Annotated in this window: 15 protein-coding genes and 1 tRNA gene; 6 read left to right on the plus strand and 10 right to left on the minus strand. The window is 66.5% G+C overall.

Going from position 1 to position 25034, the window contains the following annotated elements; translation table 11 throughout:
• Position 1 precedes the first annotated feature (1 nt).
• Entirely contained in the window at positions 2–475 is a 474-nt protein-coding gene (gene zapE, locus J7I92_RS03470) for an AFG1/ZapE family ATPase (RefSeq protein WP_214837382.1), read from the plus strand.
• Here zapE and J7I92_RS03475 read toward each other — a convergent pair.
• From J7I92_RS03475 to J7I92_RS03490, 4 genes are all read right to left on the minus strand, one after another.
• Positions 472–3132 carry a PEP/pyruvate-binding domain-containing protein gene (locus J7I92_RS03475; protein WP_214837385.1) on the minus strand — a complete coding sequence of 887 codons (2661 nt, stop codon included), beginning with the start codon at positions 3130–3132 and terminating at the stop codon, positions 472–474. The genes zapE and J7I92_RS03475 overlap by 4 nt on opposite strands.
• 101 nt (positions 3133–3233) lie before the next feature.
• Positions 3234–4091: a trypsin-like serine protease gene (locus tag J7I92_RS03480; protein ID WP_214837387.1), complete on the minus strand. Its 858-nt coding sequence runs from the start codon at positions 4089–4091 to the stop codon at positions 3234–3236.
• Between the two features lie 186 nt (positions 4092–4277).
• Entirely contained in the window at positions 4278–5870 is a 1593-nt protein-coding gene (locus J7I92_RS03485; protein ID WP_214837391.1) for an ABC-F family ATP-binding cassette domain-containing protein, read from the minus strand.
• A 115-nt stretch (positions 5871–5985) separates the two neighbouring features.
• A tRNA-Ala gene (locus tag J7I92_RS03490) sits at positions 5986–6061 on the minus strand.
• Between the two features lie 252 nt (positions 6062–6313).
• Here J7I92_RS03490 and J7I92_RS03495 point away from each other — a divergent pair.
• Both J7I92_RS03495 and J7I92_RS03500 read left to right on the plus strand, forming a co-directional pair.
• A complete protein-coding gene (locus tag J7I92_RS03495; RefSeq protein WP_214837394.1) occupies positions 6314–12082 on the plus strand; it encodes a family 78 glycoside hydrolase catalytic domain in 5769 nt (1922 codons plus the stop codon).
• Positions 12079–13560, plus strand: a complete 1482-nt coding sequence (locus J7I92_RS03500) for a CAP domain-containing protein (protein ID WP_214837397.1) — start codon at positions 12079–12081, stop codon at positions 13558–13560. The genes J7I92_RS03495 and J7I92_RS03500 overlap by 4 nt, the downstream gene beginning before the upstream one ends.
• Positions 13561–13570: 10 nt before the next feature.
• On the opposite strand, the gene J7I92_RS03505 is transcribed toward J7I92_RS03500, so the two are convergent.
• The 4 genes from J7I92_RS03505 to galU form a co-directional block, all read right to left on the minus strand.
• The gene (locus J7I92_RS03505) at positions 13571–14365 is read right to left on the minus strand and encodes an SDR family oxidoreductase (RefSeq protein WP_214837399.1); all 795 of its coding nucleotides are present in this window, start codon (positions 14363–14365) and stop codon (positions 13571–13573) included.
• Between the two features lie 52 nt (positions 14366–14417).
• A complete protein-coding gene (locus tag J7I92_RS03510) occupies positions 14418–15179 on the minus strand; it encodes a hypothetical protein (RefSeq protein WP_311380075.1) in 762 nt (253 codons plus the stop codon).
• 365 nt (positions 15180–15544) lie between these two features.
• On the minus strand, positions 15545–16162 hold the full coding sequence (locus J7I92_RS03515; protein WP_214837401.1) for a GNAT family N-acetyltransferase: 618 nt from the start codon (positions 16160–16162) through the stop codon (positions 15545–15547).
• A gap of 6 nt (positions 16163–16168) precedes the next feature.
• Positions 16169–17074, minus strand: coding sequence for a UTP--glucose-1-phosphate uridylyltransferase GalU (gene galU / locus J7I92_RS03520; RefSeq protein WP_214837404.1), 906 nt, complete (start codon positions 17072–17074; stop codon positions 16169–16171).
• A 98-nt stretch (positions 17075–17172) separates the two neighbouring features.
• On the opposite strand from galU, the gene J7I92_RS03525 reads away from it, so the two are divergent.
• The 3 genes from J7I92_RS03525 to J7I92_RS03535 all read left to right on the plus strand — a co-directional run bounded on the left by J7I92_RS03525 (position 17173) and on the right by J7I92_RS03535 (position 18992).
• Positions 17173–17769 (plus strand): 5-formyltetrahydrofolate cyclo-ligase, encoded by a 597-nt coding sequence (locus J7I92_RS03525; protein WP_214837407.1) that lies wholly within the window; start codon positions 17173–17175, stop codon positions 17767–17769.
• 149 nt (positions 17770–17918) lie between these two features.
• Positions 17919–18179: an FmdB family zinc ribbon protein gene (locus J7I92_RS03530; protein WP_214837410.1), complete on the plus strand. Its 261-nt coding sequence runs from the start codon at positions 17919–17921 to the stop codon at positions 18177–18179.
• A gap of 84 nt (positions 18180–18263) precedes the next feature.
• Complete coding sequence (locus J7I92_RS03535) at positions 18264–18992, plus strand: RcpC/CpaB family pilus assembly protein (RefSeq protein WP_214837413.1); 729 nt, start codon at positions 18264–18266, stop codon at positions 18990–18992.
• 34 nt (positions 18993–19026) lie between these two features.
• On the opposite strand, the gene J7I92_RS03540 is transcribed toward J7I92_RS03535, so the two are convergent.
• Positions 19027–23259: an AAA family ATPase gene (locus tag J7I92_RS03540; protein ID WP_214837416.1), complete on the minus strand. Its 4233-nt coding sequence runs from the start codon at positions 23257–23259 to the stop codon at positions 19027–19029.
• Between the two features lie 130 nt (positions 23260–23389).
• A complete protein-coding gene (gene guaA / locus J7I92_RS03545; protein WP_214837419.1) occupies positions 23390–24979 on the minus strand; it encodes a glutamine-hydrolyzing GMP synthase in 1590 nt (529 codons plus the stop codon).
• Positions 24980–25034: the final 55 nt, after the last annotated feature.

Genomic DNA, 25034 nt, shown 5'->3' on the forward strand with positions numbered 1-25034 from the left:
CATGGCCGATCCACTTACCGGCAGCCACCCGCGCACATTCCGGCCGGGCCGGATCATCGTCCCCGGCACCTCCCGGCAGCTGGGCGCGTTCGGCCTGTTCACCCCGGCTCCCGGCCAACGCCGCACAGTGGAGGTGGCCGGCAGGCCGCTGTCGGTGAAGAGCGCGGAAGGGGACCTGCTGTGGATCAGCTTCGGTGAACTCACCGCCGGGAATCCCGCTGCCCGGGACTTCGACGCCCTGGCCGCCCGGTTCGGAGAGTGGGTGGTTGACGGCGTCCCCGGCGCGTCCGACGCCGCGGTCTCGCCGGAGTGGCGGCTGTTCCTGGACGTGGTGGACCTCTTGTTTGACCGAAACGTCACCCTGTTTGTCATCGGTGCTGTGCTCCCGGACGTCCGCGCTGACAGCCCGCTCGCCCTGCTGCTCCGCGTTGAATCGGACGAAGAACTGCCGGATGAGCAGTCGTCCGGCTGCTAACTCGGCGTCGGCGGAACGATCGTCACGGTGCCGGCCTCGCCGTCGACCTCTATCTGCTGGCCGCTCGCGATCCGGCGGGTCGCCACCCCGGTGCCCAGCACCGCGGGGATGCCGTACTCCCTGGCCACAATGGAGCTGTGGCTCAGCGGTCCGCCAACATCAGTGACCACGGCCGAGGCCATGGCAAAGAGCGGGGTCCAGGCCGGGGTGGTGATCCGCGCCACCAGCACCTCTCCCGGCCGCATCCGGGGGAAGTCCTCGGGACCGGCCAGAACCCGGGCAGGAGCACGGACCCTGCCCTGCCTGGCGCCCACACCCTTGATCGTGTTCCCCGGCTGGTCCTGGGACCCCTCGGGCATCATCCCTGCCAGGGACCGCTGCAGCCACCGGATCTCCGGCAGCATCTGTGGAGCGGCGGCCTTGCGCTGGCCCCGCCAGCGCAGCCTGCGCTCATCGACCGATTCAGCCAGCACCGGTCGTTCCGGGCCCGTGATGGCGGCCGGTCCGGCAGGGTCGGCCAGGCCGAATCCGACCGCGCTGCTGATTTCGCCGTGGCGAAGCCAGAACACATCGTCAGGTTCCGTGATGACTCCCGCGGCGACCAGGCGCCCGCCCAGTTCGCGCAGCATCCGGCGCATCAGCGGCCAGCCGAGTCCGACGTCGGCCAGCGCATCTTCGCGGACCGGCGCCGGCGCCTGCGCCCACCGCAGCATCCGTGTAAAGGCTGCTTTGCGGGCAGGGTGCAGCCGGGCAAGGACGTTCCTGGTGAGCTTCTCGCGGCGGGCGGCGGCCAGCTGCTGCCTCCGGTGCGGATCGGTGCCTTGTCCACGCAGATAGAACTTCAGCGCATCCAGCAGCGGGGACGGGTCGTCAGCCGGCACCGGGTTGATGAAGTCCAGGTTGTAGACCGCGTGGCCGAAGCAGTCCAGGTGGAGCTGGAAGCGGTGTTCCCACTGATGCCACAGCCCGGGATCCATCCCTGCCGGAGGAACCCCTGATCCCTGTGCCCGGGCGAGAGACGTTGTTCGCGTCGCCAGGATGGCCGCTGCGAGGCCCGGAACTCCGCGGGACCACTCGGCCACGTCGTAGAGGGCTTTGTCCGCCCGGATGGGTTCGCTCTCGTAGCCGAGCAGGAACGCCGCTGCCGGCGGATCACCGTCCCGCCGGATAAAGGTGTTGTAGAACTTCTGGAACGCGAGCTCGCCGGTCGCGGCGATGGGAATGACGGACTGGACGGCGGTGTAGTAGACCGTTCCCGCATCAAGCAGCGCTGTCACCCCCGCGAGCAGTTCCTGGCCGGAGAGGTCCGCGACCGGCTTCGCCGACCAGGATTGCACCGCATGCACGTAGCGCGGGTGTGAATAGTCCCGCCAGCCCTCGATCCCCATGTGCGCCTCGCCCCGGAAAAGCGCGCGGGCGGCCGCCGGCATCTTGCCGATGAGCCGCAGCAAACCGGACGTCCGGTAGTAGTAATAGGCGTAGCCGTTGATGGCAGGCAGGCCCAGGTCGCCGTCCCGGAAGCCGCTCTTGCCGAAAGCCTCGCCCAGCAGGGCCTGGAGCGACCGTGAGACCGAGCCGTCAATCAGGTCCGCAAACAAGGGCGACAGCGGATCGGGAAGCTGCTCGACGATGCTCGCCCGGAAGTAAAGGCCCTTCGGGTAGGGTACGGCCCAGTCGCTGGGCACCTCACCGGCGGGCTCGGGCAGGGCCGTGACGGGGCGGGACTGCAGGATGAAGAATTCGCCGTCCGCCCGCGCCCACTCGATGTCCTGCGGAGTGCCGAAGTGCTGCGCAATCCGTCGTCCGTAGCCGGCGAGGCTGGCTGCGGCGTCGTCGTCGAGGACGGGTTGGTGCCGGCGTGAGGCCGGAACGGGTTCCTCCCGGGTGCCCTGCTCGGCATAGACAGTCATGACGTCCTTGTCGGCGGTCCGGCGGGAGACCACTTTCCCTGTTGCTGCGTCGACCACGATGTCGTCGGTGGAGACGGCGCCGCTGACCACGGCCTCGCCCAGCCCCCACGCAGCGCTGATCACGGCCTGGTCCCGGCGTCCGGTGGCGGGATTCGCGGTGAACATCACGCCGGCAGCGTCTGCGGCCACCATTTTTTGGACCACCACCGCCAGCCGGACCTGGTCCGGCCGGATGCCTTCCCGGGCACGGTAAGCCATGGCGCGGGAGGTCCAGAGGGAGGCCCAGCAGTTGATGACCGCTTCGATCAGGGCATCGGCGCCGCGCACGTTGAGATACGTGTCCTGCTGGCCCGCGAAGCTGGCGGTGGCGAGGTCCTCGGCGGTGGCGGAGGACCGCACCGCCGCGGCGGTCTGTCCGGCTCCGTCGGTGTCCAGTTCGCGGTAGGCATCGCGGATTTCTCCAACTACCGCCGCCGGCATCACACTGCCGGTAAAGAGCCCGCGGATGTGCCCGGACGCCTCATCGTAGTCACTGGCTCCTGTGAAAGCCGGCAAGGAGGCATGCTCCTGAATGCGGTCGGCCAGGACGTTTTCCCGGATGTACAACTCGTAGGCGGCGGTGGTCAGCACGAAGCCCGGCGGAACCGGCAGGCCGGCCCGGACCAGTTCGCCCAGTCCGGCACCCTTGCCGCCGGCCCTGGCGACGTCGTCCCGCCCGGCCTCGCCCAAATCGTCGATGTACCTCATGACCGCAGCCTCCTATCCGGCCGGGGCTTTCCGGGCAGCTCCTGGTTCACAACATACTGTGTGTGCGGCGGGGATCTCCATCCGCGGCGTGCTGAAAACCGTCAGCGCCGACCGGCGGTAGTAGCCCTGATCCAGTCCAGTCCGTAGGGAACGGAAGCAGACAGGTTCAGGTAGGCGGCGGCGGGCGGCAGTTCAATCGCATTCGTGACCCCTACCAGTCTCGCTTCACCGTGGTCGGACCAGATGACCGGGCCGCCGCTGTCACCGCGGTTCGCGGTGGTGTGGGCAGAATAGGTGCAGAACTGCCAGGGACCCGCAATGTCCGGGCAGGCCTCGGCCGGGACTGTCGTCAATTGCGTCTCAACCAGCCGGGCCGCAGGATCACAGGGTGCGGCCGCCACGAACGGGTCTCCCGTGCAGCCGTAGCCGGCAACGGTGACCTCTGCCCCGAGCGGCGCCGGCGTGGACGCCAATTCGATACTCGGTTCGGAAACAGGCGATTGCAGGAAGAGCAGCGCGATGTCGTTCTTGATCAGGGCGGGGTCATAGCCCGGCATCGGCACGGCCGTTGCTACGCCGACCGTGTACTGGGAGCGGCTGAGGCCGTAGTGGAAGGTCACGTTGATTGCTGACGGACTGCGTCCGTTGCTCCGGATACAGTGTGCTGCCGTGACGACCGTGTCCTCGGTGATCAGGGACCCGGTGCAGGATGCGATTCCTTCCGGGTAGGCCAGCTCCACCCTGACGGCCCACGCGTAGTCGTCCGAATCCGCCCTGCTGCCGTTGAACACGGCGAGCGCGGGGACCGCTGTTGCTGCCGTGAGGGCTGTTGCGGTGAGGACTGCAACCAGCTGTGCGATGATGCGCCGGCGAAGGCGCCCGGGGTTCCGAAGTCCGCGGCTAACGGGGTTCCGGAGTCTCCGGCCGGGCGATGGCTGCGTGGGACTTTCCTTGCTCATGAGGTGGCTCCTCATCGTTGCCTGAAAATATTGCGGATGTGGTGAAGGAACTGTCACGAGTCCAGGTTCCCGGAGATCACACATCTGCCCCCAGTCGCAGCACCCTTACTCTGCTCCTACGCGTCGACGGCCGTCAAGGCCGGACGGATGCGGGCCGCACGCCCCTGCAAGGTGGCGAGGCGGTGGCTAGGCGGCCCGCACTTCAATCTCGCTGGGCGGGGCCGTCTCCGCCCCGAAGACCAGATACCCCGTGGCGATCTTTTCGGTGAAGAACCTGTCGTGGCTGACCGCCACGACGGCTCCCGGGAAGTGCATCAGCGCTCTTTCCATGACCTGCGTGCTGGACAGGTCCAGGTGGTTGGTCGGTTCATCCAGCAGCAGGACCGACGCGCCGGACAGCAGGCATTGAGCCATTGCAACACGCGCCTTTTGCCCGCCGGAGAGGTTGCCGATCTTTTGTTTGAGGTCCGCTTCGGAGAACTGGAACATCGCAAGGAACCTGTTGACTGACTTCCTTGTGGCGCTGAAGGCCAGGCTGTCCGGCAGGGCGTTGACCGCATGCGACACGGTGTCGGCGTCGTCGAGCTCCTCGAGCATCCAGTTGTAGGAGACAAAGCCGGGCCCCTTGGCCCACGAGACCACGCCGGCGTCTGCCTCTTCCTCGCCCGTCAGTACTTTCAGGAGGGTGGATTTGCCGCTGCCGTTGGAACCCAGGACCACGATCCGGTTGCCCCGCCTGATCTCGAAGCCCAGGTCCTGGAAGAGCGCCTTGCCGCCGTAGGACTTGCCCAGCCCCTCGACCCGGCAGAGTACGTCCTTGACGTGCAGGCCGCCATAGATCTCGGTGACGATCTGGTCCACGGGACGGGGCGTTCGCGACTTCTTGATCTTGGCCAGCTGGTTTCCCAGCCCGCGGCTGGCGGCTTTGGCAGCCTCGCGGCGGTCGGCGATGCCTTCGGCCTCGAACGCCAGAAGCTCGGATTCGTGCACGAACTGCTGCTCGAGGGATTTAAGGCGGAACTGTTTCTGCACGATGTATTCGCCGAAGTTGCCCGCGTACTCATGCAGGTGGAAGTTCTCCATTTCGATGATCCGGGTCACCACGGCGTCAAGGAACGTCCGGTCGTGCGAGACGATGACTGCGGCGCCTTTGAAATCCCGGAACCAGTTTTCAAGCCATTCGACGCCGGCCACGTCCAGGAAGTTGGTGGGCTCGTCCAGGAGCAGCACAGCCGGGTCCTCCAGGAGGATCTTCGCCAGCGCAGCCCGGTTGCGCCAGCCGCCGGAGAGCTCGTCGATGGAGCAGACCCGGTGGGCTTCGCTGAAGCCCAGGGTCGTCAGCGCCTTGTCGATCCGCCGGGGGTAGTCCCAGCCGTCAAGGCGCTCCATCTCCTCGAAGAGTTCGGCCTGGCGGGCGATCAGCCGGTCCAGCTCTGCATCCGCGGGATCCGCGGAGATGGCCGCATCAATGGACGCCAGTTCCGATTCCACGGCTTTTATTTCGGAGAACAGCCCGTTCAGGACCTCGGTTATCGTTGATGTGCCGTTCAGTTCCGAGAACTGCGAGAAGTAGCCAATCCTGGTTCCCGGTTCCACTGTGACGGTGCCGCTATCAGGCGTGATCCGGTCAAGGATCAGCTGGAGCAGCGTGGTCTTGCCCGACCCGTTCTTGCCGATCAGCCCCGCCCTGTCGCCCGGTTCAAGCCGGAAGTACGCCTCACGCAGCACCGGGGTGTTGTCGAATCGCACGCTGACGTCTTGCAGCCGGACAAGGCTCATTGCTGCTGTCCTCTCAGGGGATGGATCGGTGGCGGGCGGTCCGGTGGCGCGTGGTTCCGAACCGGTAAAACGAAAGCTCCCCCACCCGGCGCTGGCGCCGGATGAGGGAGCTGATTGGTGGAGCTAAGGAGATTCGAACTCCTGACCTCTTCGATGCGAACGAAGCGCTCTACCAACTGAGCTATAGCCCCCGACCATTCATAGGCTAGCGTCCGCCGCCCCATGATTCAAAACAGCTCGCCCCCGGCCCCCGCTGCCAGATGGGTTCGCCGAAGCCGATACTGCTGGTAGCCTCTGATCGGGATGACGTCTAGCACGGCCCCGTGACGCGGAATTTCTTGCCTGGTGGTTCCTGCACGGATTGGATCCCGGTTACCTGGAAACCTTGGGGGAATTTCTTGGCGCGCCTTATGCACCGTTGTCGATCCGTCATCACGTTGGTCGTGGCCAGCATCGCTTTGGGTCTCCTGACCCCGGCCGCCGGTCAGGCAGCTTTAGCCGACAGCGAGGTTGTTGCCGGCGTAGGCATTGCCCAGCATCTGTCCCGCTCTCCGATGCCGGCCGTGCAGGCGCCTTCACTGCCCGGCGCGGTGGAGGCAGAACCTGCAGGGCCGGTTACGGCAGCCGGCCTGACAGTGGGCCCGCTGAGCGTCGAGCACCTGAACAATCCCCTGGGCGTGGACGCAGCCAGACCCCGGCTCAGCTGGGAACTCGCCTCCGGAGAACGCGGCAAGTCCCAGACCGGTTACCAGATCCAGGTGGCCGGCAGCGAGGCCGCGCTTGCATCTGCTCCCGACGTCTGGGACAGCGGCCACGTCTCAGGCGATAACCAGTCACTCGTGGCATACGCCGGGCCGGCCCTGTCCTCGGCCACGCCGTATTTCTGGCGCGTCCGCGTCTGGGACGAGGACGGAGTGGAATCTTCCTGGAGCCCGGTGTCCACTTGGACAACCGGACTCCTTGACGCCGGCGACTGGCAAGCCAACTGGATCAGCCCGGCGTCCAGCGCCGCCGGCGGCTCGTACCTGCGAAAATCATTCACCCTGCCCGACAAACCGCTTCGCGCCACGGCCTTCGTTGCCGGCCGCGGAACCTTCGAGCGGCCGGTGGACAACCAAGGGTACTGCTGCCTGCAGACGGCAACCCTTGCCCGCGGCATCTACGAACTGAGCGCCAACGGGAAGAAGGTCGGAGACGCCCAGCTGGAGTCACAGCCGACGGATAGCCGCGTCAGGTCCCTGTACCGGACCTGGGACGTAACGTCCCTCCTCCAGTCCGGGGACAACGCCGTCGGATTCCTCATCGGCGAGGACTCTGACGTCATCCTGCAAATCAATCTTGAATGGGCGTCGGGGCCTCCGACTGTCATCTCCACAGACGGTTCCTGGACCTCCCGGCCCGGCCCGGTCACCCGCGCGCACAGGTTCCATGGCGAGACCTTCGATGCCCGCAAACAGATTGCCGGCTGGGACACAGCCGCAGCCGGCAGCCTGGGGTGGAGCGCGGTGCGGACCAACACCACGCGGGGAACGCTGAGCGCCTCCCCCAATGAGCCCATGCGGGTGGTCAACCGGCTCAACCCGGTCAAGGTGACGCAGCCTGCCCCGGGAGTGTTCGTCGCCGATTTCGGGACGAACATCTCCGGGACGGTTTCGTTGTCGCAGGTGGTCCCGGCAGGAAGAACGGTGACCATCAAGCACGGCGAGCGGCTGCACAACGGACGCGTCAACAACTCCGTCATCCTCGCCGCGCAGACCAGTACGTTCATTGGCGATGGCAAGACCTCCCTGTTCAGCTCCCGGTTCGCCTACGCAGGATTCCGGTGGGCGGAAATCTCCGGCCTCGACGCCGCCCCGGCCAGCGGAGCGATGGTGGCGCAGGAGATCCGCAACGACGTGCGTCCCTCGGGCACCTTCAAGGCCTCGACGCCGCTCTTGAACTCCCTGCACGAAGCCAACAGGCAGACCCAGGTCAACGGCATGCATGGCATCCCGGAGGACACGCCGACCCGTGAGAAGCGTGGCTGGACGGCGGATGCGCACCTCGCAGCCCAGGCAACCATCAACAACTACGACATGGCCGCGTTCTACACCAAGTTCATCCGTGACATGGAAGACGCGCAGGCCCCCTCCGGCTTCGTCCCTGACATCGTGCCCATCGAGCACCACCCCTTCTGGAGCGAGCAGTCCGACCCAGTCTGGTCCGCTGCGACCGTGCTCATCCCGTACTACGTGTGGAAGGCTTACGGCGACGACCGGCTTCTGAGCAGCCACTACAGCTCGATGGACCGCTGGATGAGCTACCTGGGAACGGTCAGCGACGGTTACCTGATCACCCGGCCCAGTGGAACCTGGGGGCAGGACTGGGTCGCCTCCGAAGACACGGACAGCAAGCTCTTCCAGTCCGGTTTCTACTACCTCACGGCCAAACTTATGGCAGAGATGTCGGATGAACTCGGCAAGACCGGCTCCGCCGAAAAGTACCGGGCCCTGGCGCACAAGATCTCCGAAGCCTTCAACTCGCGGTACTTCGACGCCGGCAAGGCAAGCTACGGCAACAGCCAGTTCTCGAACGCGCTGCCGCTGACGCTGGGCATCGTCCCGGAAGGCAGGGCCGGCGACGTCACGCAGACGCTCGTCAACCAGGTCATGGTCACCGGCGGCGGACACGTCCGGGGCGGCCTGCCGGGAGCAAAGTACACCGTCGACGCACTTGAGCTGATGGGCCGTTCGGACATCGTCAACATTGTGGTGTCGCGGACCGACAGCCCCGGCTGGGCGTACATGCTCACCCACGGCCCGGGCTCCATCTGGGAAGAGTGGCAAGGGACCCCGTCCCTGAACCACCCCATGTTCACCTTCATCGACAACTGGCTGTACACGTCGGTGGCCGGTATCTCACCGTCGGGAGACGGCGGCTACCGCGAAATCTCCTTCGATCCGCGCATCACGCCAAGCCTCCCCTCCGCCGCCGGAAGCGTGCACACGCCCTTCGGCGAGGCAAAAATCGACTGGAAGCGGGTCGATGGCAGGGTTGACTACAACGTCACGGTCCCTGTTGGAGCGACCGGGAAGCTGAGGCTCCGCAACGCCAGGCCCGAAGGTGTGGCTGAGTCCGGCCACCGGGCCGCTGTTGGAAACGGCATTATGTCAATCGAGGGTTCCGGCACCGACACAGCGGCCACCCTCGGTTCCGGGACTTTCCAGTTCACCTCCGACCCCGCGTTGGCCCAGCTTGTGGCAGCGGAGACGACGACCGCTGCCATGAAACGGGAAGTGTCCGCGCTGGCACCGTCCACCCCAGGGATCGCCGCGCTGAAGCAGTCATCCGCCGGAACGGAATCCCAAGTCAGCGGCGCCCTCGACGCCTATATGCGGTTTGACGGCCAGGCCACGGACGAGCTGCGCACCGCCATTTCCGCGGCACGGACCTTCACCGACGCAGTGACCCTGGCCCGCAGCGACGGCCTCGACCGATCCACCGCCGACTCGTTGATGCTGCGCACCGCGGCAACGGTCCACCAGCTCTCTGCGGCCGTCGATGCCTCCGACGTGATCGTGACGGCAGCCGCGACAGAACCAAACATCACCGCCGGCGGGAGCACGGACGTCACTGTCACCGTCGAGAACACCGGTGCCGCCGCCCTCGATGGCCTCACCCCCGGTATGGACCTTCCCGAGGGTTGGACTGCACGGCTTACGTCCCGCCTCCCGGAGACCATCCCGGCGGGAGGAGAAGCGCGCGCCGCCTATAGTGTTACCGCGCCGGAGGGCAGCGCTGCGGCCCAGTATCCCGGCAGCGCCTCCGTCACCTTCGTGCGCGGCCAGGACTCCGCAACCAGGAACTCCGGATTCAGCCTCGCAGTCGGCGCCGGCCTTGCCGCTGCCGATGCCAGGGTAACGCCGGGGATCACGGAGCCGGGCGGCAGCGGCTTCGCCGCCGTCACGCTCCGAAACCTGCAAACGTCCACAGACCGCCAGGTCAATGTCAGCGCGGCCTCACTGCCCTCCGGTTGGGAGGGGTCAGCCCACGTCCGGGCTGTCGTTCCTGCCGGCGGCCAGGTCTCCGTAATGGTTCCCGTCACGGCATCACAGGGTGCGCTGAGCGGAACCGTGCAGTTGTCCGTCGCGGACGACACCGGCCGCGTCCTGGCAACCACCCAAGCGACGGCGCACGTGAGGGGAAGTTCCAACTGCTCCTCCGACACCACCGGCGAGGCATGCCTGCCGCCCAGCAGCCTGGTTCTGGCCAACTTCGAAAGCGGCGGCGATTCCGGATGGCATACCGGAACTCAGTCCACCCTCACCGTCGGGGGAATGCCTGCCGGCACCGAATCGGCGCTCGGGACCGGGCGCCTTGAGGTCCAGCCCGCGCAGCCGGTCGCTCCCTCCGCCTGGCGCGAGACCACCCTTTCGCTGCCGAAACCGGTGCCCACAGCCGAGGCCACGGCGCTGCTTGCTTCCCTCCGGCTGCCGGACACCGCGGAGCCATCAGACTACGAGGCAAGGTTCCAGGCGACGGACAGCCGCGGGAACACTACGGAAATCATCCGGCAGCTTGCCCCGGGGTCATGGAACCAGCTGGTGCTCCCCACCGTTGACGACGGTTTGCAGGATGTGGCATCCCTGCGTGTTGGCGTGCGTTCGAAGTCCGCGGCGGATACGGCCGGGTTCTTCCTGGACGCGGTGCAGCTCGACTATGGCCATGGCGGCCGAAACCTGGCAGCAACGGCCAAAGCATCCGCAGCCACCTCGGTTGAAGCCGGGGGCTGGGGTGCCGGGCAGCTGGTGGACTCCGTGGCGTTCAGCACTGCTTCGCATCGCGGCTACCGCAGCGAAGCGGCCGCCAGCCAATGGATCCAGTTGGATCTGGGCGAAACCCGGAGCATCGGAACCGTATACCTTCATCCCGCGACCACACCTGCCGGGGAAGAGCCACTCGCCGGGAAGACCGGGCTGCCTGAAGCTCCGGAGGTGCTGGTCTCCGCCGACGGAACGAAATGGACCGCCGCGGCGGTCAGCGCACGCCGGGCCGGCACTGCCGACGCACCTCTGCGGCTTACCTTCAGCCCCGTTGATGCCAAATTCCTCAGGGTGACGTCCGGAGCGGATTCCAGCCCCGACGAATTCCTGTCCCTGTCGGAAGTTGAGGTTTTCGGGCCTGGAAACACTGTGCCCGGGACGCCGGAGGACCGGACGGTAGACGAGGGTGAACCTGCCCAGTTCGGGTCGGTGGCTCCCGGCCAGCCCGGCCTCCGGCTGCAGTGGCAGCGCAGCGATGATGCGGGAGCCACCTTCCGGGACATTCCCGGCGCCATCGGCACCACACTGACGGTGCCCTCACCGCAGGCCGCGGACGACGGCGACCGGTTCCGGGCCGTCACCATGTCCGGTAGTTCGGAGGTACTGAAGGTTTCTGGCTCTGCCGCACTGTCCGTCAGGACGGAGCCCCTGGCAGTGAACGGCCACCCGGACGATTTGTTCCTGGCAATGCCGGATCACTCGGAAGGCCGGCTCACAGCATCGGTATCCGGTGCCGGGAAGCGGCTCCAATGGCAAAGCAGCACCGACGGAGGCCTGAGCTGGCGGAACGTTGCCGGTGCAGCGGAGAGCGAACTGACAGTTTCCTTCCGCGAAGGATCCGCGCTCCCTTCCGAGCAGTTCCGGCTGACCGCCACGAACCTCCTCGGGGCACGGACTGTCAGCCGCGCCGCAACAGTCAACCTCGGCGTCGCCCCGGAGATTACCGCCGCGGCAATCCATGCCGCTGCCGTCCCCGGTCAAGCGATCGAGCTCAACGTCCAAGCGACCGGCTCGCCCTCCCCTGCCATCACCTGGTTCAGCCAGGCGGCTCCGGGCTCGCCGTGGATCGAGGTCCCCGGAGAATCGGATGCGACCTTGGTCATCAGTCCCGGCGCGGTGGTCAACGGCAGCCGTTACCACGCGGCCGCCGGGAACACGTTTGGCACAGCCACCAGCCAGGACATCACGGTCTCGGTCCTGACGCCGGCGCCGGTTCCACCGGAGCCCCTCGGCCCCGTCGGAGATCTGGGTGCAATCCAGGCTGACCAGCCCATGGCAGACACCGGAGCCAACATCTCACCCCTGCTGCCGGCCGTCATGCTGCTCCTCCTTGGCGGCATCATCATGGCTGTCCAGCGGTTCACGCGCCCGCACGGCGTCCCCGCCGTTTCCCCGAAGGAACACCCTTGAATAATCCGATTGCGCGGAAGATCACCGCGGGATTGCTGGCCACGGCTGCAGCCATGCTGACCCTTTCCGGGGCGGCGTTGGCCACGGTTCCGGAGCCGACCGTCGGGCCTGCCGCATCAGCGGAGCCGGCGCCCGCCGTACCGGCCCCGCCGACCACGGCTCCGCCGTCATCAACCACGGAGCCGACGCCCGTTCCCTCCCCCTCCGTCACGCCAGAGGCGCCAAGCCCGCTCCCTGCGCCGGCGCTTGAAGCCCTGGAACCGGTCTCCAGTGCGGAAAGAGACGCGTTCGTCACCCTCCTGAACGACTACCGCCGGTTGCACGGCGTTCCCGCCGTCGTGCTGGACCCGGCCGTCAGCGCAGCCGCGCAGCAATGGGCGCTGGACCAGCCGGACTTTCCCTCGGCCGTCCCTGTCCCCGAGGATGCGCTGCCGGCAGGAGCTGTCTACGGCCGGCTCGCCGAAACGATCTACTCCGCCTCCGAACCCACGGTTCAGCAGCTCCACAATAAGCTCATCAGCGACTACGGTTCCGCCAACGCTACAGCCATGCGTGACCCGAAATACGGTCGGGTTGGTGTCGCCGCCGTCCGGACGGGGCTGAACCTGTACGTCTACGAAGTCCTGGTTGAAAAGGCCGCCGCGGTTTACCCCACGGACTACGTGAGCTATTCGTGGTCACCGGCCATCTACTCGGTCTCCTACGCTCCGACAGGCATGATCTGGAAGAAGCTCAGCTATGCCGATTGGGCCGCAGCGGGCTTCCCGCGGCCGCGGATTGCCGGCTGGATAGCTGGCACGCGGGTCTTCACCTTTGCTCCGGCGCCGGAAATCTACGCCACCTCCCCGGACGGCGTGACCCATCTGCTGACCTACCGCGAGTGGCAGGACATGGGCTACAGGCAGCCGGAACGCAGTGCAGGAAGCTTCGTCCGGTATCCCTGGTCCGGTTCGATCTATTCGGTCGAGTTCACCAGCCCGGCATGGCAATGGAAAAGACTCAGTTACGCCGACTGGCTCCAGCTGGGACAGCCGGCTCCACGGATCGCCGGCTTCATCCAGGGGACCACCTACTACCAGTACCAATACTCCAACGAAGTCTTCGCCCGCGGCGAAGACGGTGTGCTGCACAAATTGAGCTTTGACGAATGGTTTGCTGCCGGCAGCCCTTCGCCCAGGCGGCTTCTCAGCGGGTACTTCAAGACGTCGTGGATGGGAGTCATCTACTACAACGCCAATGTAAAAGTTGAAGGCAGCCGGCCAATCGGCTTCCCGGAGTGGGCAGGGGCGCAGTTCCCCACACCCGTCGTCGATCAATACGTGCCGTTTTCCTTCTACTGGACGCCGGTGAACTCCGGAAATATCTACTACCGGGCTCCTGACGGTTCGGACATTCACATGAGCTATTCGCAGTGGAAGCAGGCCGGTAGCCCTTGGCCCCGGCCGTACAACTCGACTCCGGCGGCGGGTGAACGCTGAACCGTTCCGTTCATCCGGGCCAGGGCTCGTTTGCCAGCCAGCTCGCGAACGTCTGCCTTCCATACCGCTGTTCCGGAATCAGGTTCCTGCCCTCGCGGAGGTATGTGCCCATGGCACCAGGCAGGGGCAGGCTCACGAGGCGCCCCCGCGACCCGGTTTGGCGTTTCCAGGTTTCTGCCAGTTCCGCCATCCCGTTGATTTCCGGTCCGCCCACCGTCCGCAGCCTGTGAACGTCCTGCGAGGGCCCTTCCAGGGCCGCCTCAAGCAGTGCAGAGGCCACGTCGGCCGGGGCGATGGTCTGGAAGCGGACACCCTTGAATACCGGGAGCAGGCCGATTTTGGAGCCGGCAGCGAATAGCTGAACCAGGAGGCTGTGGAACTGGGTGGTCCGGACCGTCAGGGTCTCGAGCGGGGAACGGGCGTAGACCTGTTCCTTCTCCGCCTTGGACCGGTAGTAGCGAAGCGGCCCCTGGTCGCAGTTGATGATCGAGAGCTGGACGGCCCTGCCCGTCCCGGCCTCGAATGCCGCCTCGAGAAGGCGTGAGCCGCCGTCGGCAAAGGTCCTAAGGGATTTCCCCGCCCTGCCTTCGAGGCAATCGACGACGACGCCGGCACCGGCCAATGCGTCAGCCAGCCCCTCACCCGCGGTGACGTCGCCCTGGAAGTAGCGCGCGCCGTCGTGCCTTTTCGGGTGTGCTGGCGGCCTGCGGCTGATAACGGTGACGTCATGGCCCGCCTGCAGGGCCTGCCGCACCACTTCCGAGCCGACCTGGCCGGTGCCGCCGGCTACGCAAATCCGCGTCATGCTCAGAGGCTACAGGCAGCGGCCAGTGGCGGCCCGGGTTCGGAGCTGAGGGTCACGCGCGGCGGCGCTGCAGGACGTCGTCCAGGTTGCTCAGCGCACTCTGCGCCTTGGTCAGTGGCTTGGCAGCCGGAACACTGCCCGCAGGTGCCGCAGCCGGACCCTGCTTGAGCGACGGCTTGCCCGCTGCCTTCGGAGCCTCGGGCAGGTCGAGCGGCTCAGGCACTGCACGGTCAGCCTTGGCGGCCTCCACATACGTGGGCTTCGGAACTTCGACCGGCTCCCAGCTGGTGTCGCTCGCGACGCCCGAACCTGGCACGGCCGCGGCCTGCAGGGCCAGATCACCTGACGCCTTGGCCTCGGCAAGGGCGGCCTCACGGAGTTCCTGCGCGGTGAGGGGCTTCACCTGGGGCCGGTCGGCCTCGGCGTCAAAAAGAGGACTATCCCGGACCTCCACGGACGGTTCCCGGCTGGGGCGCGGGACAGCCGCACGCATCTGGCGATCGGGTACGGTCATGGCAGCGCGGAAAGCCGCATTCATCCTGACGCGCCGGTCCCGTACCGCCAGCCGCCGGAGCAGTGCCACGGCCGCAAGAGCCGTCAGCAGAGACCCAACGGGAAGCCAGAACGAGCCGACCCCGATTACGAGCAGAACCAAACTCACGATGCCGGTCAGCAGTCCGGCCAACGCCGCAAGCGCGATCGCACACCGTCCATAACGGATCCTGAGTGCACCCGGACGTGCCCTGACGGACCCCGGGCCGGCGGCTGGAGTCCGGGATCCCTGGGCGGATCCGGTGGCCTGCTTGGTTTCCATTGATTTCTCCTGCTGGGCGGCCATTTTCATGACGTTTCCGGCTTGGGGTTCTACTGGTTCTGCGTCACTGACATCGAGCCGGAGCTCGACGGCCGGTTGCAGCTGATGCCGGCCGTTCCGGAGTACATACGGGGCCACCCACACAATCCAGAGCGCGACAGCGACAACAAGGATCACTGAGCTGCTAAGAGGGAAGTCCACATTCAAAACCGTATGAGCAATTTGCCGGCTGCTCTCGCATTAGCTCCGGTGTGTCGCCGGGCAGCTGGCAAATCAATGGATTTATGACAAAAGACACAGGTTGCAGCGGCAGGCGGCGAAGTCAAAGCATCCGCGAAGACGGGCGGCGGAGCGAGCCGAACGGCTCAGGCGGGGCGGCTTCGCAGCCATCTGTTCAGCAGCCCTTCCGGGACCTCCTCCGACGTCAGGGCGAAGGACCGGTGGTCCGCCCATTCCCCGTTGATGTGGAGGAACCGAGGCCGGTAGCCTTCATCCCGGAAACCGAGCTTCTCCACCACCCTGAGGCTGGCCGCGTTCTCAGGCCGGATGTTGATCTCCATCCGGTGCAGCCCGAGGACGCTGAAACAGTGATCGGTGGCCATGGCCACGGCCGTGGGCGCAATCCCACGGCCCGCGCAGGCCTTGTCCACCCAGTAACCCAGCGTGGCCATCATCGCCGAACCCCAGATGATGGATGAGACCGTCAGCTGCCCGACGATCACGGGATCCCGTTGCCCGGGGGCCCGCTCGGTGATCACAAATGGCAGTGCGGTGGCCTGGGCGGCCTGTGCCTTGAGCGAGCGGACCATCTGCCGGTAGTCCGGCAGCGCCCCGCCTGGAGCTGGATTGGAGGCCTCCCAGGGCGCGAGCCATTCCGAGTTGCGGGAACGGACCGCCATCCATTCCTTACGGTCCCTGTACCGGATGGGACGCAGCACAAGATCGCCGCACTCCAGCGTCACCGGCCAGATGCTGCCCCCCATGGGCCGTTACTTGACCAGTGAGGAAGTGAATTCCGGCAGCCATTCGCGCAGCCCGGGGCCGAGGTCGTCGCTGTCGCAGGCGAGCTGGACGCAGGCCTTCAGGTAACTGAGCTTGTCACCGGTGTCATAGCGGCGGCCGCGGAATACGACACCATAGACGCCGTAGCCCTCACCGGTTCCTGCAGACAGTTCCTGCAGGGCATCCGTAAGCTGGATCTCCCCGCCCCTGCCCGGCTCGGTGCGCTCGAGGACGTCGAACACTGCCGGGTGGAGGACGTAACGGCCGATCACGGCCAGATTCGACGGCGCTTCATCGACGTCGGGCTTCTCCACGAGCTTCCGGATCCGAACGAAACCGTCCAAATCGGTTTCCTCGATGTCAGCGCAGCCATAGGCGCTGATCTGGGAAGGCTCGACCTCAATGAGTGCCACGACGGAGCCGCCGGTCTGGGCCTGGACCTTGATCATGGTGCTGAGGAGCTCGTCGCGGGCGTCGATGAGGTCGTCGCCCAGGAGCACGGCGAACGGTTCGTTGCCGACATGCTGCTTCGCCCGCAGCACGGCGTGTCCGAGGCCCATGGGGTCGCCCTGGCGGACGTAGTGGATGTCGCCGAGGTTACTGGCTGCCTGGATGGACTCAAGTTTGGTGGTGTCGCCCTTGGCTTCGAGGGCCGCCTCCAGCGAGGGAACGCGGTCGAAGTGGTCTTCGAGGGCGCGCTTGTTCCGGCCGGTGATCATCAGGATGTCGGAGAGGCCAACACTGACGGCCTCTTCGACGACATACTGGATCGCGGGTTTGTCCACGACCGGCAGCATTTCCTTGGGCATGGCCTTCGTGGCCGGGAGGAACCTCGTGCCGAGACCCGCAGCCGGGATGACAGCCTTGCGGACGGAAGTATTGGTGGTAGTCACTGGACTAATCTAACGTCAGGGACCAAACATTGGGTAATTGCACTAAGCGTCCGTTTTGCCCCGTGCCGGGGCCGCCGGGCAGGGAAGGACAGGCACTGTTGCCATCTAAGGAAGAGATCCGCTCAGCCCATAGAACCGAGCGCGCCGCCGCCTCTCCTGCCGGATTGGAAAGCGCCGGTGAAGGCATCGCACGCCACGGACTCCAGTGGGCCGCCACGGTTTCCGCAGGCAGGAGCAGCACGTTTGCCGCTTACCTGGGAGTGGGTTTTGAACCCCCCACCATGCCGCTCATCAGGGCACTTCACGCGTCCGGCCACCAGGTGCTGCTGCCTGTCTGCCGTCCGACGCTCACCTTGAACTGGGTTTATTGGACGCCGGCCACCGAATTCGTCCGCAGCAGCTACGCCCCGATCGAAGAACCGGTGGGCGATCAGCACGGTGCCGAGGTCATGCGCGAGGTGGCAGGAATCTTCGTCCCCGCCACCGCGGTGGACCTGACGGGCAACAGGATCGGCCAGGGCGGCGGCTACTACGACAAGTTCCTGGCCGGGCTGGACGCGGAGGGACTGCCCGTGCCCTCGGTTGCGGTGGTCTATGACCGTGAAGTCCTGGCGGCCGGGAGCATCCCGGCGGAGTCCTTCGACCGTAAGATACCGGCTGCAGTGACTCCCTCGCGCCTGACGCAGCTGATGTGAAGCCCGGCCGCCGCGGATGATAGAATTGGCACTCAGGCCCTGCGACTGCTAAGGGACGGAACCTGTCGATGCATCAGCAATGCATCATCGGCAGGGTTTCCCGACCGGCAGCACGGGACCTGCTCGTTTGTCCAAGAGGAGGATTTCCAGTGCCCACGTATGCATACGCCTGCAAGGACTGCAGCCACGCCTTCGAGATCGTGCAGTCGTTCACCGACAGCTCCCTCACCTCCTGCCCCGAGTGCGAGGGGACCCTTCGCAAGAAGTTCAACAGCGTCGGTGTCGTCTTCAAGGGTTCCGGCTTCTACCGGACCGACTCCCGCGACTCCAAGGGCAGCAGCGTCTCCCCCGCTCCGGCCGCCGCACCCGCCGCGGCTCCGGCACCGGCCGCCGCCGCAGCTGCCAGCTAAGCGCAAACGCGTGGAAGCCTGACGGTTTTCCACATAGGAAGCTTCCGGCTGTCCGCAGCACCGGGCCCTCCGTAGCCTGACGGTATGCCATCCACCCTGCGCACCAACGGATACCCGTCACGCCGGCAAGGCTTTCGATCCGGCCGCCCTGGCCGTCCCGGCCCCTCGGCCGCACGGCGCCTCTCTTCGTGGCTCAACCGCAACCGGAGGCTCGCCGTCGCGCTCCTGCTGTGCGCAGCTGCCGGCATCGCCGTCCAGCAATTGACACCGGCACCCGCCCACACCGTGACCGCCCTCGCCGCAGCCCGGGACCTTCCCGCCGGCGCGGCGCTGTCGAGCAATGAGGTGATGGCTGTCAGGGTCCCGCCCGGGATGATCCCGGCCGGCGCCTTCACCGACGCCGCCGCCGTTGACGGCAAAAACCTTGCCGCCCCGCTGCGGAAGGGCCAGCTGATCTCCGATACCCAGCTGCTGGGACCGGGCCTCCTGGCGGGGACTGCCCCGGGCTCCGCCGCAGTGCCGCTGAGGATGGCGGATCCTTCATCCATCCAGCTCGTGGCGCCAGGCCAGCTGGTCAACATCGTGATGACCAACGGCACCGACTACGGTCAGTCAGCGGAGTCGACAGTGCTGGCGGACGCTGTGCCGGTCCTGTGGACCTCCGGGCATGGCGGACAAGCCGGGCAATGGCTCGGAACCGGAGAAACCGAGGGGCTCATCGTGGTCGCCGCTGATCCGGACCAGGCCCGCCGACTCGCAGGGTCTTCCACGCAGGGCAAACTCTTTTTCGTGCTCGTGGGTGGACAGGGCTAGCTGCCAGTCAACCGGCCGGGACCCAATGCCCGAGTCAGCCCCAGTGCGGAGGTTTCTGCTCCTGCAGCCAGGCGTCGTGGTCATAGTCCGAGCCGTGATCCCCCCAGCGCTTAGGGTCATCTTCGGATGCCTTGTTCGGCAGGACACCCGAAGGAGCGCCAACACCGGCTGCCTGCCGGGTCCTGGTGCCCGCTGCCTCGTCCGCGTCTTCGTCCGGGGCGCTGGTGCCGCCCGCTGAGCTGGTGTTCGTGTCCATGCCGTTTTCCTTGGTTTCTTCCACCGGTTCGGTTCCGGCGCTGACCGGTTCATCGGGGCCCGCACCGTCCTCTTCCAAGGATACCGGGAGGGCATCAGGCAAAGGCCGGCTCCCGGAGTCGCCGCTTTCGGCTTCCTCCTCTTCGGAGGCCTCGCCTTGGGAGGCACCGCCGCCGCTGTCCGCGGTGTCCAGCGTCAGGTCGTCCACGTCGTCGTCCAAGAACCCGTGCGACGTGGAGGCAAAGCCGCTGACGACGGGCTTTTCCAGGCCCAGGTATCCGCCGATCCGGTCTGCGCACGCGGACGGGTCGGTGAACACCTCGATGGTCCACAGCGGCATGTAGCGCCAGCCCAGGCGTTCCAGCAGTTGGGGGCGGAGCCGGCTGCGTTCGCGGACGCTCATCCGCCGGTATTGCTCCGTGCCGTCAGATTCAATGGCTACCGGCCTGGGGATCTCGGCCTCGTCATGTCCAATGGAATTCACCGGGTCCGCGGCCGCGGCGACGTCAATTACGCCGTCGTACTGGTGCCAGACCCTTGCGCCGCGGGCGCGCAGCCTGTCGCCCAGGTCGGCCACGAGCGGATCAGCTCCCAGGGCCTGTTCGCTTGCTGCTGCCCGGGAAGCCGGCGTCCCAAGATCGGTGTTGCCCGCGATCTCGCGGTCCAGCAGCTCGTAGAAGTCCAGGGCTCCGTGGCTGAGCCTGCTGACGTCCAGGTCTTCCGGCTTGAAGCAGGTGAGGACGTGCAGGGAACGCCGTGCACGGGTCATGGCCAGCGCAAATTTAGCCCTCCCGCCCTCGGCGGACAGGGGCCCGAAATTGTGGAGCGCGCGGCCGTGCGGGGTGCGGCCATAACCCGGGGAGAAGATCACATGGTCGCGGACCAGGCCCTGCGCGCGCTCCAGGTCAACCACACGGAAGGACTCGGGCCCGGCCGTGAAGAAGCTTGCCAGCAGCGGGTAGTTTGGCAGCTGCAGCCGGATGGCTTCACCAATCCGGGCCGCATGGCGGAGGCTTGCCGTGACCACGGCCAGGGAGGTCCGCGGCCGCAGGCGGGCATGTTCGAAGACAAGCGCCACCACGCGGTTGACCTCGGCCACGGCGGATTCCACGCCTTCCTGGTCGGCGCTTGGAAGGCCGGTGCCGTCGGGAAGGTATTCCACCAGCAGGGCCCGGTCCAGTCCCGTCGCAGTCTGTCCCTCGGGCAGCCTGCGGAGGCTGCCGTTGTAGAAGCTCTTGCTCAGCTGCAGGACGAGGTCTTCGTCGACCGCCCGGTAGACAGACGTCAGCCGCCGTGTGGGCAGCACGGCGGACAAGGCCGTGTAGGCGCTCTCGACACTTTGGTGGGCCGGCTCCCCCGCGGCGAGCCGTTCGACGCCCACTGTGAAGGTCCGGGGGCTGGCGATTTTGTCATCCCCGAAAGCGATGACCTGCTTTGCCCGGGCGATGGCGGGAAGCACCGCCTGGAGCGACGTCGCTTCAGCGTCAAGGATGACCACGGCGTCGAACTTCTGCTCGGCCGGGAGCAATCCGGTCATCAGGTAGGGGCTCACGGACCAGACCGGCACCAGCATCGGTACCAGCGCCGGGGCCTGCGCGGTGAGGGCCGCCAAGGTGACCCGGCCATCCTTAAGGAGGCTCCGGAGCAGGTCCGCCTGCCGCGGGTTTTCGGCGATGCCGGCGCGCCACCGTTCCGACAGGGTCCAACGCAGCCGGGCTGCACCGCTGGCGATGTGTGCGTTGTCCGCCAAGCGATACTCTGCTTCCAGCTGCCGGAGGGCGTCGCCGTCGGACATGGCCAGATAATCGTCGCCGCTGATCATTGCTTCGAGCGCCGACTGCCACCAGGCCAGTTCCAGCTCTGAACCGACGGACTCTGCAGGCACTTCGCGGTCTGCCAGGTCTGCGAGCAGTTCCCCGAGCCCGTGTTCGCGCATGTTCTCGATGAGCAGCGTTCGCTCCGGAAGCGTCTTGAGCGTCCGGGTGTCGGCCACCAGCCGTTCCAGGCGTTCCATCAGTTCTTCATACGGAGTGTTCTGCAGGTCCCCGCCGGCCGCGGTGTGCTTCACGGCCGCGCCCAGCTGGCCGAGTTCGCGCTCAAGGCTGCGGTACATCACGTTTACTTCGCCCAGGCCTGACGGCACGGCGGGGTGCCGCTGGGTGGTGGCGTAGTTTGCCCAGCGTGCGCGCTGCTCCTGGACCAGCACCAGCGAACTGTGCAGGTCGGCAATGTGCACGCCCGGCCGGACGTATTCCTTGGCAACGCGGCGCAGCCGGGAGCGCTGCATGGAAGGCATCTCGATGTTCCGTTCACGCCGCCAGGGGGAAGACGCGGTCGCGGAGATCAGGTCGTGCACGGGCCTGTCGAAGATGTCCGGGGTGAATTTGTCCAGGCTCTCCCTGACCGCCATCAGCAGCTCGAGCTGTTCGCCCCACTCGGCAAACGTGGAACCGAGTCGGATCTGGGCGTGCTCGGCAACATCCTTCATGCGGTTGCGAAGCACGGGAAGGTTCTTCTCAACCGCGCGCGCAACATCCTGCGCTTCCTCGGTTTCCTTGCGGGTCAGGAGCCGCGCACCGTGCCAGGGGCTGGCCGTGGAGGCCCGGCTGAAGCTCCCCAGTTCGGCAGCGCGGTGAAGGCGGCCGGCAAGTTCGTCGCGGTCCCGGATGTTGTCCAGGACACTCCGCTTCAGCCGCACCGTGGTGGACGGCGCCGGCTGGATGGAGGTCAGCTCGGCCAGCGACTGCATGGCCTGGTACGGCGAGCAGCCCCAGCGCTGGCGGACGTTGTGCAGCGAGGCTACGTGGTCCATGAGCGCGTGCCGGTGCTCCGCAAGCGTGGTGTGCAGGTTCTCGAGCTGGGGCTGGAGGGACTTCTCATTGCGGACAATGGCCCGCACCAGCTGCCCCTTGAGCTGCAGCGGCGTTGCCGTTCCGGACAGCGCAAACAGGATGGACTCCAGGCCCAGCGTTTCAAGCTGGCCCGCGATCCCGCTGAGGCTGGCCCGGCGGTCACCGACCACCAGGACGGTCTTGCCTTCGTCCACCAGCGCGCCGATGGTGTTGATCGCCGTCTGGGTCTGGCCTGTTCCCGGCGGGCTGCTGACAAGGAGGGAATCCCCCGCGCGAACGGCGTCCACCACATACTGCTGGTCAGCGTCGGCGTCGAGGAGCAGCAGCTCGTCGGCCGGATCCCGCTGGTCAATGTCCTGGAAGCGGTCTTCGGCCAGCTGGGGCACGTCCACGGCCTCGCCGGCTGCGGCCCGGGCTAGGGCGGCAACCAGGGCGTTGTTCTGGTTGATCCACGGGTCGTCGAGGTTCCCGGAAAGGTCGGCGAACGTGGAAACGAGCAGGTTGTGCTCCACTTCGGCGCCGTGGATTGGCTTGATGAGGGTGCCCAGGCGGTCCAGGACAGGCTGGGGATCGAACCGGGCGGTGCTGTAGGCCATTCGGGTCACGGCGTTGACGTCGAAGACGATGCCGTGGATGCTCTTCAGGTGCCGGATGAGCGCCGGGTTGATGTGGGCCTGCTCCGTCAGCTGGAGCTCATAGTCGTCCTCGCCCGGACGGATCGTGAGGGAAATGGCGGTGAGCATGACCGGGGCCGAGACCCGCTGGGGCTTGCCGCCCACAGCCGACGTCCAGGTCACTGTGCCGGCCGAAAAGTACCCTGCATCAATGCCGCGGTCGTTGCCCAGCTCGAAAATCTTGGAGCGAAGGTTGCGCGAAGCCCTCGCCGCGACGACGTACTGATCATGGTCGCGGATCAGGGTGGAAAGGCGGGTGCGCCTGCCGGCCATGAGCTGCGCCAGCCCGGACGGGTGCGCGTGCGTGAGGTCGATGGAGCCTTCCGGCGTTTTGGTGAAGCGCAGCATCGTGTCTGCTCCGGTGACCGGCTTAAGCCCCGACAGCCACTTCCTGAGCTCCTCGGAGCCCTCAGGGAGGCCTTGAACAACTGACACTACTGCCTTCTTTTCTGCGCTTGCACGTGACGCCCTGGACCATACCGGCATACTTTCGAGCGTAGCTCGAATCGGAGCCCAGTGAGAGACCGCAACACTGGGACGGGCATAAATTGCGCCGGATTTAGGGAGAATAAAGCAAAGTGGCCGGCCTCATCGCTGAGACCGGCCACTCATGGTGCTATTCCCACTCGATGGTTCCCGGCGGCTTGCTGGTGACGTCCAGCACCACCCGGTTGACGCCTTCCACCTCGTTGGTGATGCGGTTGGAGATCTTCGCCAGCAGGTCGTACGGAAGCCGTGACCAGTCGGCCGTCATGGCGTCCTCGGACGAAACAGGACGAAGAACAATCGGGTGTCCGTAGGTGCGGCCGTCACCCTGGACGCCGACGCTGCGGACGTCTGCCAGGAGCACAACAGGCATCTGCCATACGTCGTTGTCCAGGCCGGCTGCGGTCAGTTCGGCTCGGGCAATCGCGTCGGCCTTCCGCAGCAGGTCCAGGCGCTCCTTGGTGACTTCGCCGACGATGCGGATCCCGAGGCCGGGGCCGGGGAACGGCTGGCGGCCGACGATTTCCTGCGGCAGTCCCAGCTGGGCGCCGACAGCGCGGACCTCGTCCTTGAACAGAGCGCGAAGCGGCTCGACAAGCTCGAACTGCAGGTCCTCGGGCAGACCGCCCACGTTGTGGTGGCTCTTGATGTTGGCCGCACCTTCGCCGCCGCCGGATTCGACGACGTCCGGGTACAGGGTTCCCTGGACCAGGAACTTGATCTTTTCGCCGTGCGCGGCGGCCTCGGCGATGATCGCCAGTTCGGCTTCTTCGAACGCACGGATGAACTCGCGGCCGATGATCTTGCGCTTGGTCTCGGGGTCGCTGACACCGGCAAGGGCGGCCTGAAAGCGCTCCTGCTCGTTGGCGACGTACAGCTTGACGCCGGTGGCAGCAACGAAGTCGCGTTCGACCTGTTCTGCTTCACCTTCGCGCAGCAGGCCGTGGTCCACGAACACGCAGGTCAGCTGGTCGCCCACTGCGCGCTGGACCAGGGCGGCGGCAACGGCCGAGTCCACGCCGCCGGAGAGGCCGCAGATGACCCTGGCGTCGCCGATCTGCTTGCGGATGCGTTCGACCTGTTCCTCAAGGATGTTGCCCGTGGTCCAGTTCGGCTCGAGCTTGGCGCCCTTGAACAGGAAGTTCTCCAGGACCTGCTGGCCGTGGGCCGAGTGTTTCACCTCGGGGTGCCACTGCACGCCGTAGAGGGACTTCTCTTCGTTGGCGAAAGCCGCGACGGGAGCGCCGGCCGTGGTGGCCAGGACATCAAAGCCCTCCGGGGCCTCGTGAACGGAATCGCCGTGGCTCATCCAGGTGTTCTGGTGGTGCGGCACGCCCTCGAGGATGGACCGGGCCTCCCCTACGGTGGTGGCTTCCGTGGCGCCGTACTCGCGCAGGCCGGTCTGGGCCACGGTGCCGCCCAACGCGTTGGCCATGGCCTGGAAGCCGTAGCAGATGCCGAACACAGGGACCCCGGCTTCAAACAGGTCGGCGCCCACGCTCGGTGCGCCTTCCGCGTACACGCTGGAAGGTCCACCCGAAAGGATGATGGCGGCGGGGTTCTTGGCCAGCAGCTGCTCGGTGCTGTAGGTATGCGGAACCACTTCCGAATACACATTCGCTTCCCGGACGCGGCGGGCAATCAGCTGCGCGTACTGGGCACCGTAGTCAACAACCAGCACCGGCTTCTGGGAAGTCTGGGATGCAGAGGGAGTAGTCACCGTCCTAGACTACTTGGGCGTTTGCCGCGTCGCACCTTGAGACGGCCGCCCCGGG

It is taken from the genome of Arthrobacter sp. ISL-72, assembly GCF_018613755.1.
GTDB lineage: Bacteria > Actinomycetota > Actinomycetes > Actinomycetales > Micrococcaceae > Arthrobacter.